The following is a 12,421-nucleotide window of genomic DNA, read 5'->3' as shown; positions in this document are numbered from 1 at the left end:
GGGGGCGCAGCATGAGCACACGGATCGTGCTGCGCGGCGGATCGGTGATCGGCGCCGACGGGCCCGTTCGCGCCGATGTCTCGATCGAGGGCGGCGACATCGCCCAGGTCGGGACGGTCGGGCACGATCCCGCCGACGACGTGCTGGACGTCTCCGGCCGGTTCGTCCTCCCCGGCTTCGTGGACGCCCACTCCCACGCCGACGGCCTGCTCGGCGACCCCGAGGTCACCCGTGCGCTGCTGCGCCAGGGCGTCACCTCCGTCATCGCCGGGCAGGACGGCGTGTCGTACGCGCCCGGCGACGGCGCATACGCGACCGAGTACTTCGCGGCCATCAACGGGCCGCACCCCTCCTATCGCGGCGGGGGTGCGGCCTCCTTCCTCTCGGCCGTCGACGGCGCCTCCCCGATCAACGCCGGGTACCTCGTGCCAGCCGGGACCGTGCGGTTCGAGGTCTGCGGCCGCCACGACCACCCGGCGAGCGACGACGAGCGGCGACGCATGGCCGCCCTCGTCGCCGAGGGGATGGCCGCGGGCGCGCTCGGCCTGTCGACGGGGCTCGACTACGTGCCCGGGGTCTTCCAGGACGCCGCCGAGATCGCGGCCCTCTGCGCTCCCGTCGCCGCTGCGGGCGGTGTCTACGTCACCCACATGCGCGGCGGCTACGAGTCGAACACGGCGGCGGGGATCGCGGAGATCGTGGACATCGCCCGGTGGGCGCAGCAGGAGGCCGGCGCGCCGTTGCCGGTGCACGTCTCGCACTTCCACGCCGACGCCGACATCCTCCTGGGCCAGCTCGCCGCGCTCGAGGACGCCGGCGTGGACGCGACCTTCGACGCGTACCCGTACACCCGCGGCTGCACCCTGCTCGGCATGCCCCTCCTGCCGCCGGAGGTGTCGGCACTGCCCCGCGCGGAGGCCGTCGCCGTGCTCGCGGACCCGTCGCGGCGCGCCTGGCTGCGGGAGGTCGGCGAGCGGAGGGCGTCCCAGAGCGCCAGCCTCGGCCCCGACTGGCCCGACATGATCACGCTGGCACACATCGCCTCCCCCGGCCCCGCCTGGGCGCACGGGCTCACGCTGCGCGCCGCCGCCGAGCGCGCCGCCACCACCCCGATCGACTTCGCGCTCGATGTGCTCGCGGCGTCGTGGCTCGAGTGCAGCGCGGTGATGGCGGTGCGGAGCCCGCGCTCCAGCACCGAGCTCGCCCGCGTCTTCTCGCACCCGGCGCACACCGGCGGCTCGGACGGCATCTTCATCGGCGCGCACCCGCACCCGCGCGCGGCCGGCACCTTCGCCCGCTACCTTCGCGAGTTCGTGCGCGACCTGGGCGCGTGGAGCTGGGCCGACGCCGTCCACCACCTCTCGGCGCTGCCGGCCCGCCGATTCGGCCTCGAGCGGCGCGGCGCCGTCGCGCCGGGAGCGGTCGCCGACCTCGCGGTCGTGGACCCGTCGGCCGTGGCCGACCTCGCCACCTACGAGCGTCCGCGCGAGACGGCCGTCGGAATCGACGACGTCTTCGTGGGCGGGGTCCGGGTCCTCGCCGCCGGCGAGCCGACCGGCGCTCTGCCCGGCCGCGGCCTGCGCCGGGCCGGCCCCTTGCCCGCCGCCGGGCGCCCCTGAACGTCCCCGCTCGGGGATCACCCCTGTTGTCAACAGAAAGGAACAACACCATGCCGAAGACCGGCTTCTACGCCGAGGGCGCACCCGCCCCCGCCGGACCCTACAGCCACGGCGTCGTCGCGAACGGCTTCCTCTACACCGCCGGGTTCGGCCCGCAGGACGCCGCGAACGACAACGCGATCGCCGACAACGTGGGCGACCAGACCCGCCAGGTGCTGCGCAACATCGAGAAGGTGCTCGCGGTGCACGGCCTGACGTTCGCCGACGTCGTGAAGTCGACCGTGCACCTCCAGGACCTCGCCGACTTCGCCGAGTTCAACGCGGCCTACGAGGAGTTCTTCACGGCGCCGTACCCGGTGCGGACGACCGTGGGGTCGCAGCTGGCGAATATTCTCGTCGAGATCGACGTGGTGGCGGCGCTGCCGCAGGGGTGAGGCCCTCCTCGGAGAAGTCAATGGCCCCCGCCAGAGATCGTTGATCTCGGGCGGGGGCCATCTTCGTTCCTGACGCAGTTGCGAACGCCCCCAGACGAGCTTTAGGCGTTTTCGAGAAGGTCGCTGATGCCGCTGTCGAACCCCTTGATTCGGAGAGCGTGCATCGCCTGATCCGAGACTTCCTTCGCCTTCATGAACGCGCGTCCGTTCGCTACCAATTCCGCAGCGTCGGCCCAGTCGTCCGGCACCGGGATCAGAAGGTCACGGACGTGGCCGGGCTCCAGGTGCTGCTGGATCGAGCCATACTCGTTCATCAGCATCTGAGCTGCGGCATTATCCGACAGCAGGAATGCGGCGACGTACGCCCGAATCTCCTCCGATGGAATGCGTACTCGGATCATGTCGTCGGACACGATCTGCCCGTCCATGACGCTCGAGACATAGGCTAGCCTGCCGATGGAACCGGATCGCGTGAGCAGAAGGTCGCCTTCCCGAACAGTGACAGTCTTGAAGTTCCGTAACTGCTTTGCATTGGCTCGTGCGAGATCGACGTATTTGGCGGAGTCTCGTTTGTCCTGCAGCATCGCCGATGGCGTGTAGTACCCCACAACCTCCTTGCCGGCTTCGGCCTCCGGAACGATCACATTCTCGGTTTTCAGACGCGGTCCTTTGAAGATCGAGATGCCTTTCTCGATCTGCCCGAGGGTCACCACGGACCATCCGTCGAGTTCATCGAAACGGCGAACAGTCGCGATCGACTCGTTGAGGTGGGGCGAGTAATACTGCGGGTTGATGTTCAGACGCTCGTCGAGGTCGGAGCGCTTGACGGCGTATCGGAACTGCGATGGCACCAGAGTTCCGCGACGGAGCGCCTTGAAATCGCTCACGATCTCATCGAGGTCGTGATCGATCCGGGCGGTGGCCGTACCATCATCGTCGAGAACGAAGATTGGCACTCCCTCGGAGGTCTGACCGATCTTCTGAGAGACGGCCATGAAGATTTCGTAATCATCTTCGAGCTGCTCCCGCTGCTCGGCGGTCTTCTTCGTCAGAAATACGATGCAGGTCCGCACGCCGGTGTCGGGCTGGAACGAGTCCTTGTGAAGCGTGACAACGCCATCCAGGTACGCGTTGTCGAAAAGCAGCTGCCGCGCTCGCGAAGCCTGCGCCGTGTCGAGGAACGCCTTGGGCAGGACGATCCCCATTCGACCGCCTTCGGCGAGCCAGTCCAGCGAACGCTCAAAGAAGAGAAGCTCCGGGCTCTGGTGCGGCATCAGCTCTGCGCTAGGGATTCCGGTAACCCTGGAAACGACCGTCCGCTTGGCCGTCTCGTACTGGGCAAGAATATGTGGATCTGTGATGCGGGACTCGCCCTGGCCTGCGAACGGCGGGTTGGAGAGGATCACCTTCGGAACGCCACGGGAGCAACGCGACTGGATCCACGGGTCAAGCTCCTCGTACGGACCGAGAGAATTTCCTCTCGTCATGCCTGCATGTCCGTCTCCGTTCAGCAGCATGGCGGTCTTAGCGAGCTTAACGAGTCGCGGAGTGATCTCGGACAAGAAGATGTCGTTCTTCGCGTCGTCCAGCTGTCGCTCACGCTGCGGACTGCCAGGCTGCGTCGACTCCAAGACGGCCTGGCGAACATAACGGAACGCCGCCGTTACGAAGCCCCCGGAACCCCCGGCGGGATCGAGGACCTTCTCTCCGACCATGGGATCCACGATCCGCACCATCGCCGAGACGATGAGCCGGTTCGTGAAGAACTGACCTCGCTGACGCTTCAGGTTTTGGTGGGTGTACTGCTCGTAAGCCGCACCCATCACGTCCCAATCATCGGCATCTTGATAGCCCACGACGAGTGACCACGGCTGTAGAACTGTGATCACCTCGACGATCGCCGAGTCGGGCACTTCGATCTTCTCGCCCTCGGGGAACACTTCGCGATTTCGTTCTGCGAACTGCTCGAAAAGCGACCGCACGCGCGCGGCTGCGGCCGCACGCCCATCGGCGCTCTCATACTCGTCCTGGGAGATGTAGAAGTCCGGGTAGTCGCCGGCGGACGACTCATCATGGATTTTGGCGAGGAGGATCCGCACCATATCCATCGTCAGGTCGAAGTCGTAGTTCTCCATTCCGCGGCCGTACAACTTGCTATTGCACAAGCGGAACAAGCGGCGGATATCGTGTGGTTTTTCGAGTTCTGCTTTCTTTCTCCGACTGACCGCGCCCCAGGTTTCGTCGGCCCGAGGAAGCTCCGCTACGGGCAACAGCTGCCCGATTTTCCGGTCCACGCGGTAAAACCTCGTGTCGGCGCCATCGCCTTCCATGCCGTTCGTCCAGACACCGCCTGGCGCATTCGTGGAGAAGATGTAGCTGACCAACTGTTGATAACCGGACTTAACGTCAGGCTTCTTGCATTCGACTACGAAGGTGATCCGACCCTGGTCACGCTTGGCGGCGGCAACAGCATCGGCGTAGACAACGAGGTCCGCCCGTACCGCTGTGCCGTCCTTTCCCGTGAGCTCGCTGCTTCCGTGATGGATCGGAACTTCGCGCCGGATGCGGTTCGCCGGGTATCCGTACTCGTTCCGCAAGACCGCGATGAATCCCTGGCGAACTGCCTCTTCAGGAGTCGCCGGGAGCAGCGCTCCATCAGTCAGACAGATGTACTTTCCTTCTTCATTCAGGATCGGGTATACATCGGTACTCCGGTCATGTGGTGCAGTCGAAATTGCGGCCTCCTCGGGGCGAAAACGGCACCGCTGTAGGCGCCGCGCACATCGAGTTATCCTATCGACTGGATTGCTCGCGCCGGGCCCGCAGGCGCTGACACCGCGGGCAGAAGTGCGACCCCCGGTTCATGAACTGCTCGCGCACGATCGGGGTGCCGCAGCGAGGGCACGGCCTGCCCTGTTGCCCGTAGACGTTGAGGCTGTGGGCGAAGTAGCCGGAGGTGCCGTTCACGTTGACGTACTGGGCGTCGAAGCTCGTGCCACCCTCGGCCAGGGCCTTCTCGAGCACGTGGCGGATCTCGGCGAGCAGGGTGCGCACCTTCTGCCGGCTCAGCGTGTCGGCCGGCTGGTCGTAGTGGAGGCGCGCCGCCCAGAGGGACTCGTCGGCGTAGATGTTGCCGATTCCGCTGATCAGGGTCTGGTCGAGCAGGGCCCGCTTGACGCCCGTGCGCTTGCGGGAGAGGGCAGCCGCGAAGGCGGCGTCGTCGAAGTCCGGGTCGAGCGGATCGCGGGCGATGTGGGAGACCTGGGTCGGGATCAGCGGCTCGTCCGTGCCGAGGCCGCCGTGGGCGCCGTCCGCGGTCGGCACGAGCTGGTCGACGGCCATCGAGCCGAAGATGCGCTGGTCCACGAAGTGCACCCACAGCTCACCGTGCGACGGGTGCTCGATGTGGAGGCGGATGCGCAGGAGTCCGGCCTCCACCGTTCCCGGATCGCGCAGGAGGATCTGGCCGCTCATGCCGAGGTGCGCCACGATCGCGCGGCGCGGCGTGCCGACGAGCGGGATCCAGAGGAATTTGCCGCGGCGCACCGGGGTCTGCATGACGCGCCCGGTCAGCAGGGTCTCGAAGGCGCCCGCCAGCGGGTCGTGACGCTTGAGCGAGCGGGGCTCGAACACCTCCACGCCGAGGATGGTCGCTCCGGTCACCGCCGGGGCGAGCCCGGCGCGGACGACCTCAACCTCGGGAAGCTCGGGCACGCCGGTTGCTCAGCTCGGTCCAGGCGGTGAGCGCGGCGGCCATCTCGGCCTGCTTCTTGCTCGTGCCCTCGCCGCTCGCGGTGACCACGCCCTCCACCTCGACGGTCGCATGGAAGGTCTTGGAGTGGTCGGGGCCGGTGTTCGTGACCGTGTAGACGGGTGCGCCGGCGCCGCGGCGGGCGGCGGCCTCCTGAAGCGCTGTCTTGGGGTCCATGGCCGCGCCGAAGCGGTCGGGGTCGGCCAGCAGCGGCTCGATCAGCCGCAGGACCAGCGCGGTCGCGACCTCGCCGCCCCGGTCGAGATAGGTCGCACCGATCAGCGCCTCCACCGTGTCGGCGAGGATCGACGCCTTGTCGCGGCCGCCGCTCTGGTTCTCGCCGCGGCCCAGCCGGAGATACTCCCCCAGGCCGATGCCACGGGCCACCTCGGCCAGCGCGACCGAGCTGACCAGGCTGGCCCGGCGCTTCGCGAGCTCGCCCTCGTCGAGGTCGGGGTTCTCGCGGTACAGCTTGACGGTGACGGCCTGCCCGAGGATGGAGTCGCCGAGGAACTCGAGGCGCTCGTTGGTGGGGATGCCACCGTGCTCGTACGCGTATGAGCGATGGGTCAGCGCAAGCTCGAGAAGCTCGGGGTCGATATCGACCCCGAGCTTCTCGGAGAGTGTGCTGCGGTCAGTGTTCTCGCCGACCACGGTGCTCACGTGCTGTGGGTGACGCTCAGACGTCGGCGACCTTGCGGCCCTTGTACTCGAGGAACAGGGCGGTGCCCGCCGAGTCCTCGACGACCTTGGCGCGGTGCGGCAGGGAGTAGGTGACCTTGCCGTTCTCGACGGTCTTGACGAGCGTGGGGACCTCGGCCTTCCACTGCGAACGACGGGCGTGGGTGTTGGCGCGAGACTGCTTCCGCTTCGGAACGGCCATGTCTATCTCTCTTCTCCGGCCCCGTCGGACGGGGCGCTGCTGCTGGTGGATTCGGTGGTGTCGGAAGCCTGGAAAGCCGCGAGCGCAGACCAGCGCGGATCGATGGTCTGCTTGGGCTCGTGGTCCGGTACATCCGCAAGCCGCTGCCCGGTCTCGGGGTCGAGACCCGGGCAGTCCGGCCGGCACACCGGCTGGAACGGCAGTGACAGCACCACCGCATCCCTGATCAGAGGTTCAAGATCCACGTGGTCGTCGTGAACCTCATGATCGAAAGCTTCCTCAGCAGGATACGCGAAAAGTTCCTGGAAATCGACTTGGACGGGCTGCTCGATGTCGATCAGGCAGCGCCCGCACACGCCGGTGGCGGTGCTGGACACCTCGCCGGTGGCGAGGATGCCCTCGTGCATCGACTCGAGCCGGAGGTCGAGATCGATGGTCGCGCCCTCCGGCACGGAGATGAGCCCCTCGCCCAGCTTGTCGCCGACCGGGATGCTCAGGTGCTGCTCCTTCATCGCGCCGGGTCGGCGGATGAGGTCGTACACATTGACCGTGTACGGAGTCTTCTTGAACGTGGTCACGACCGACTATTCTACGAGGCTCTCCCCGGGTTGACGGCGGGCGGCCAGCCTGCTGGCAGCAAGGACACAGGAACGAGGACGGCGCGCACCCGTCTGGCGCGCCCGGCCTGCGCCTCCAGCGCCGAGAGGACCCGGCTCAGGTCGTCGGCCAGGCCGACGGCGACCGCCCGGGTGGGCGGGCCGTACGCGTCGCGCTCGCGCACCTCCAGCAGCCTCCCCATCGCCTCCTCCCCCGGCGTGCCGCGGACGGCGGCGGCGACCCGCTGCGCGAAGACACGCGAGGTCTCGGTGGCGGGGGCCTCCCAGCCCAGGTCGCGCGCGGTGTCTCGCAGCTCGTCCCAGACGATCGGCGCGCCTCCCCACGACTCCCCCAGCCGCCGCAGTCGCGACCGGCGCCGCACCCGCCTGAGCACGGCCGGGGTGAGCAGGACGGCGAGCACGAGGAGGGCGATGCCGGCCCCCGAGAGCACGGGCTGGAGCGGCGACGGCGGGGTGGCGGCGCGCGCCCCCGCGACCTGCGCCGGGTCGGTCGGAACGACGCGCTGCGGCTGGGAGGTGGCGCCGGAGGTGGACTGCGGCACCGGCGTCACGATCGTGCTCTCGGGCCGCGTGTACGACGGGATGGTGCCACGGCCGACCGTCGGCTCGAACGGCACCCAGCCGACGCCGGCGAAGTACAGCTCCGGCCAGGCGTGCAGGTCGTCGCTGGTGACGGTGTACTCGCCGGGGTTGCTGGCCGTCCCTCCGCTGGTGGAACCGGGGAGGTACCCCTCCGCCACGCGCGCCGGGATGCCGAGCGAGCGGGCCATCAGCGCCATCGCCGAGGCGTAGTGCACGCAGTACCCGCTCTTGACCTCGAGGAACTTGGCGATGACGCGGCCGCCGTCGCCGTCGTACCCCTGCTGCAGCGGCGTCTGCGTCGAGTACACGAAGTTGTTGTCGCGGAAGTAGTCCTGCAGTGCGACGGCCTGCTCGTACTCCGAGGTGGCGCCCGCCGTCGCCTCCAGGGCGGTCGCGCCGATGATGCCGGGCAGGTTCGCGGGCAGGAAGAGGTCGCGCTGGGCCTCCTCCGGCACGAAGCCGCCCGCGTTCCTGAGCTGCTCGGCGGTGGGCTGCAGCAGCAGCGAGGTGACGGTGTAGCGCTGACCCTGGGTGGTCGCGTTGACGCCGCCGATGGTGAGATCCTCCGGGTTCCACGACCAGGTGCCGTCGAGCCCCTTCACCGACTTCACCGGGTAGGGCGCGGGCAGCCAGCGGCTGAGCATGTTGTCGATCTGCACGTCGGTGCTGATCTCGACCCGCTGCACGTCGTCGGCGAGGCCCGTGACCGGGCCGATCTCGGCGCCGTCCTGCAGGCGGTTGGTGTCGCGGGCGCGGTGCTTCCAGACCGAGCCGGTGAACTGGTCGAGGGAGGCGAGCTTGAGGTACTGGCCGGAGGCCGCCGTCGTCGTGTAGGTCAGCGCCCGGACGGCGGAGGGGCGGCGCAGGTCCTTGCCGAGGTCGACGAGCGGCGTGACCGTGCCGCCGATGTTGATGCCGCCCGCCGTGAACTGGGTCGCGCCTCCCTGGTCGAAGCCGGGAGCCGTGCCCGCGAGCAGGGCGGCGATGGCGACGGAGGAGACCCCGACCGACAGCGCTGCGACCGGCCGCGGGGAGCCGGGACGCCGGGTGCGCACATCGCAGCGCAGCAGCCAGAGGAAGGCGGCGGCGGACGCGGCGAGAGCCGTCGGGTCGAGTCCGTCTCCCAGGAGGGCCGCCGGGACGACGAGCACGGCGCCGACGCCGAGCGCGGTGAAGGCCGGGGTGCGGATCGCGACCGCGACCGTGTCGAGGATCAGCGCGATCAGGCACGCGCCGCCGACGACGAGGAACAGGAACTCCGGCAGGCTCTCGGCCGGCGTGCCCTGCTGGTAGATCGACAGCAGGGCCTGCCGGCCGTACTCGGCCCAGACCTCGAACGTGCGCGGCGTCGGAACGAGCCCGAACAGCCCGCTGCCGCGCCCGAACGCGGCCGTCATGATGCCGGCGGCCACGGCGAGCAGCACCACGGGGACGACTCCGCGGTGCAGGCCCAGCGAGCGCAGCGCCGCGCCGAGCACCAGCAGGCCGCCGGCCGTGAGCATCAGCGCGAACCACCAGCCCCAGCCCTGGATGAGCCCGATCAGCGCGATGCTGACGGCGAGCAGCTGGAGGACCAGCGCTCCGGTGATCCGCCAGTAGCCGATCCGCCTCCGGCGCGTGCGCGCCAGCGGGACCGCGAGGGACTCACTGACCACGGGGCACCACCGATCGCTGCCGCCGCAGCGCGCGCTGCCAGGCCTCGGAGGGGTCGACACCGGCGGCGAACGGCACGCAGAGCCAGCCGGCGTCGCCGAGCACCTCCTCCACCTCGCTCGAGGCGCCGGGGCCGAGGAAGGCGACGGCCGGGTCGCCCATGGGCCGCAGCGACGCGAGGGAGCCCAGCTCCGGCGTGCCGCCGAGCAGCACGGCGAAGACCGGCACCGGGCGGCCGGCGCGGCGCAGGCCGGCGGCCAGCTCGGAGACGGCGTCGTCGCGCGCCTCGGCGAGCGGCTCCACCGCGGCGAGGTCGGCGAGCAGCAGCCGGTCGGCGCCGCCGGTGTCGTAGGTCGGCGTGGCGGCGCCGAGCGTGCCGGTGCGTCCGGCGCCGCTGCGGCCGGTGAGCTGCCGCGCGGCGGTCTCTACGATGCTGACCGCGAAGCCCTCGTCGAGCAGGTGCACGGCGACGGAGGCGAAGAGCGCGACCAGCGCCTCGAACGCGTCCTCGTCGGCGAGGCCGGCGCGGGTGTCGGCGAGCAGCCAGGCCTCGGGGTTGCTGCGCTGCTCCTCCTGCCGCACCATCAGCTGGTCGTGGCGCGCGGTCGCCCGCCAGTGCACCCGGCGCAGCGGATCGCCCGGCCGGTACTCGCGCGCGATCAGCTCGTCGGCGCTCGGGATGCTGTGCCGGAGCAGTTCGTGCTCGGTGCCCTCGCTGTGCGCGACGTCGAGTTCTCCGCGGTCGAGGGGGGTCACGCGCGGCGTGACCAGGAACTGGCGGGGCTGGCCGATCGCGTACTCGGCGTAGGCGATGCCGAAGGGGTCGGTGCGGCTGATGATCAGCGGACCGACCGGGTGCGAGCCGCGCTTCTCGGCCACGACCTCCTGCCGCAGCACCACCGTGTCGCGCCCGTGGGAGGTGTCGGGCTGGTGGGCGCCGAGCCGCGGGAAGGGCGCGGAGCGCTGCACGGCGACGGCCGCCGGGGCGAACTCGCGCCAGCGGGCCGCCGGGCTGGGCCGCGACGACAGGTTGCGGGCGGTAGTGACGATGGCTGCCGTGTCACCGGCGGCCACGATGTCGGGATGGAAGCTGCGCGTCACGCTCAGCCGCGGCCGGTCCCAGGTGACCGAGATCATCGCCGCGAGGGTGAGGAGGGTGAGGAAGGCGCCCACGAACAGCACGTCGGTGCGCCCGAACAGCGCCGAGCACGCGAGCGCCACGACTCCCACCGCTCCCAGCGTCCAGCCGCGCGCGGTCGGCCGCGGCTTCTTGAGCGGCGACGAGACCCGAGATGCTGAGACCCGGGGAGCGGAGGGCCGCTTCGCCGTGGCGCGGCGCGGCATGGGCTACGGCCGCCCGCCGATGGCGCCGGAGCCGACCGGGACCGGCGTGGAGGCGACGATCCGCCGCACGATGTCCGCGATCACGGGCGCGCTCTCGTGGTGGTGCCCGAGCGCGCGGCTCGTGGGCAGCAGCCGGTGGCCGAGCACCGGCACGGCCAGCGCGTCGATGTCGTCGGGCAGCACGAAGTCGCGGCCGTCGAGCGCCGCCATCGCCTTGGCGGCCCGCACCAGCTGCAGGGTGGCGCGGGGGCTCGCGCCGAGCCGCAGGTCGCGGTCCTCGCGGGTGGCCCGCACCAGGTCGACGGCGTACTGCTTCACCGGCGGCGAGGCGAACACGCTGCGTGCGGTCACCATCATCGCCCGGAGCTGCTCGGCGGTCACCACCGGTCCGATCCGGGAGAGCGGGCTTGAGGTGTCGCGCGTGGTGAGCATCGCGAGCTCGGAGCCCTCGTCGGGGTACCCCATCGCGATCCTGGCCATGAAGCGGTCGCGCTGCGCCTCCGGCAGGGCGTAGGTGCCCTCCATCTCGACCGGGTTCTGGGTGGCGACCACGATGAAGGGCGCGGCGAGCGGGTAGGTCGTGCCGTCGACGGTGACCTGGCGCTCCTCCATGCACTCCAGCAGCGCCGACTGCGTCTTCGGGCTCGCGCGGTTGATCTCGTCGCCGATCACGATGTTGGCGAAGACGGCGCCCGGCTTGAACTCGAACCGGCGCTCCGCCTGGTTGTAGATGGAGACGCCGGTGACGTCGCTCGGCAGCAGGTCGGGCGTGAACTGGATGCGGCTCACCGAGCAGTCGACCGACTTCGCCAGCGACTTCGCCAGCATCGTCTTGCCGACGCCTGGCACGTCCTCGATGAGCAGGTGGCCCTCGGCGAGCAGCACCACGAGCGCGGTCTGCACGGCCTCGTGCTTGCCGTCGATCACCGACTCGACGTTCGCGCTGATCTGCTCGGCGGCGCGCCGCAGCTCCGCCAGGTCCATGCCGGGCGCGGCGGTTCCCACCTCCTCCGGCGCGACGGAGGACTCGGTGGGCTGGCGCGTCGCGTAACTGTTCATGTCTCCTGCAGGTACTCGTAGACGGCGGAGGGGACGTAGGGGCTCACGTCTCCGCCGAGGGCGGAGACCTGGCGGACGAGCGAGCTCGACACGTGGGCGTTGGCGGGGTTCGGCAGCAGGAACACGGTCTCGACCGCGGCGAGGTGGCGGTTGACGATCGCCATGGGCGTCTCGTACGCGACGTCGACCTGCGAGCGGATGCCCTTCACGAGCACGTGCGCGCCGACGTCGGTGCAGTAGTCCACGAGCAGGCCGACCGACCAGGAGGCGACGACGATGTTGCCGACGATCCCCGCGTCCTCGATCGACTTCTCGATCAGGCTCACGCGCTGCGCGATCGGGAGCAGGGCCGTCTTGGCCGGGTTGTGCACGACGAGCACATGGACCTCGTCCCAGAGGCCCGCGGCGCGTTCGATGACATCGAGATGCCCGAGCGTGACGGGGTCGAACGATCCAGGGACGACGGCGATCCTGTTCAT

11 protein-coding genes are annotated in these 12,421 nt (G+C 69.9%); 2 read left to right on the top strand and 9 right to left on the bottom strand.

Annotated features, from left to right (window positions below; translation table 11 throughout):
- Positions 1 to 11: 11 nt before the first annotated feature.
- Together P5G50_RS11105 and P5G50_RS11100 are read left to right on the top strand one after the other, a co-directional pair.
- A complete protein-coding gene (locus P5G50_RS11105; RefSeq protein WP_301209012.1) occupies positions 12 to 1,619 on the top strand; it encodes an N-acyl-D-amino-acid deacylase family protein in 1,608 nt (535 codons plus the stop codon).
- Between the two features lie 50 nt (positions 1,620 to 1,669).
- Entirely contained in the window at positions 1,670 to 2,053 is a 384-nt protein-coding gene (locus tag P5G50_RS11100) for a RidA family protein (protein WP_301209014.1), read from the top strand.
- A 101-nt stretch (positions 2,054 to 2,154) separates the two neighbouring features.
- Here the strand turns inward: P5G50_RS11100 and P5G50_RS11095 are convergent, their stop codons facing one another.
- The 9 genes from P5G50_RS11095 to coaD form a co-directional block, all read right to left on the bottom strand.
- Positions 2,155 to 4,701, bottom strand: a complete 2,547-nt coding sequence (locus P5G50_RS11095; RefSeq protein ID WP_301209439.1) for an N-6 DNA methylase — start codon at positions 4,699 to 4,701, stop codon at positions 2,155 to 2,157.
- 145 nt (positions 4,702 to 4,846) lie between these two features.
- Positions 4,847 to 5,767, bottom strand: coding sequence for a bifunctional DNA-formamidopyrimidine glycosylase/DNA-(apurinic or apyrimidinic site) lyase (gene mutM, locus P5G50_RS11090; RefSeq protein ID WP_301209016.1), 921 nt, complete (start codon positions 5,765 to 5,767; stop codon positions 4,847 to 4,849).
- Positions 5,745 to 6,458 (bottom strand): ribonuclease III, encoded by a 714-nt coding sequence (gene rnc / locus P5G50_RS11085; protein WP_301209441.1) that lies wholly within the window; start codon positions 6,456 to 6,458, stop codon positions 5,745 to 5,747. The genes mutM and rnc overlap by 23 nt, the downstream gene beginning before the upstream one ends.
- A 25-nt stretch (positions 6,459 to 6,483) precedes the next feature.
- Positions 6,484 to 6,687 carry a 50S ribosomal protein L32 gene (gene rpmF / locus P5G50_RS11080; protein ID WP_011185847.1) on the bottom strand — a complete coding sequence of 68 codons (204 nt, stop codon included), beginning with the start codon at positions 6,685 to 6,687 and terminating at the stop codon, positions 6,484 to 6,486.
- Positions 6,688 to 6,689: 2 nt separating this feature from the next.
- Entirely contained in the window at positions 6,690 to 7,199 is a 510-nt protein-coding gene (locus tag P5G50_RS11075; RefSeq protein ID WP_301209443.1) for a YceD family protein, read from the bottom strand.
- 77 nt (positions 7,200 to 7,276) lie between these two features.
- The gene (locus tag P5G50_RS11070; RefSeq protein ID WP_301209022.1) at positions 7,277 to 9,541 is read right to left on the bottom strand and encodes a transglutaminase TgpA family protein; all 2,265 of its coding nucleotides are present in this window, start codon (positions 9,539 to 9,541) and stop codon (positions 7,277 to 7,279) included.
- On the bottom strand, positions 9,531 to 10,883 hold the full coding sequence (locus P5G50_RS11065; protein ID WP_301209024.1) for a DUF58 domain-containing protein: 1,353 nt from the start codon (positions 10,881 to 10,883) through the stop codon (positions 9,531 to 9,533). Before P5G50_RS11065 ends, P5G50_RS11070 begins: the two co-directional genes overlap by 11 nt.
- A gap of 3 nt (positions 10,884 to 10,886) precedes the next feature.
- Positions 10,887 to 11,942: an AAA family ATPase gene (locus tag P5G50_RS11060; RefSeq protein ID WP_301209027.1), complete on the bottom strand. Its 1,056-nt coding sequence runs from the start codon at positions 11,940 to 11,942 to the stop codon at positions 10,887 to 10,889.
- Positions 11,939 to 12,421, bottom strand: a complete 483-nt coding sequence (gene coaD, locus P5G50_RS11055; protein WP_301209029.1) for a pantetheine-phosphate adenylyltransferase — start codon at positions 12,419 to 12,421, stop codon at positions 11,939 to 11,941. The genes P5G50_RS11060 and coaD overlap by 4 nt, the downstream gene beginning before the upstream one ends.

The organism is Leifsonia williamsii (assembly GCF_030433685.1).
Taxonomy (GTDB): Bacteria; Actinomycetota; Actinomycetes; order Actinomycetales; family Microbacteriaceae; genus Leifsonia; species Leifsonia williamsii.
Note: the sequence above shows the minus strand (reverse complement) of the source record. Positions and strands in the feature narration are given on the sequence as shown.

Excerpts from the sequence above, each read along its gene's own strand:
- P5G50_RS11075 (WP_301209443.1), bottom strand. The coding sequence starts at position 7,199 with ATGAAGGAGCAGCACCTGAGCATCCCGGTCGGCGACAAGCTGGGCGAG.
- P5G50_RS11105 (WP_301209012.1), top strand. The coding sequence starts at position 12 with ATGAGCACACGGATCGTGCTGCGCGGCGGATCGGTGATCGGCGCCGAC.
- P5G50_RS11060 (WP_301209027.1), bottom strand. The coding sequence starts at position 11,942 with ATGAACAGTTACGCGACGCGCCAGCCCACCGAGTCCTCCGTCGCGCCG.
- P5G50_RS11100 (WP_301209014.1), top strand. The coding sequence starts at position 1,670 with ATGCCGAAGACCGGCTTCTACGCCGAGGGCGCACCCGCCCCCGCCGGA.
- rpmF (WP_011185847.1), bottom strand. The coding sequence starts at position 6,687 with ATGGCCGTTCCGAAGCGGAAGCAGTCTCGCGCCAACACCCACGCCCGT.
- P5G50_RS11065 (WP_301209024.1), bottom strand. The coding sequence starts at position 10,883 with ATGCCGCGCCGCGCCACGGCGAAGCGGCCCTCCGCTCCCCGGGTCTCA.
- coaD (WP_301209029.1), bottom strand. The coding sequence starts at position 12,421 with ATGAACAGGATCGCCGTCGTCCCTGGATCGTTCGACCCCGTCACGCTC.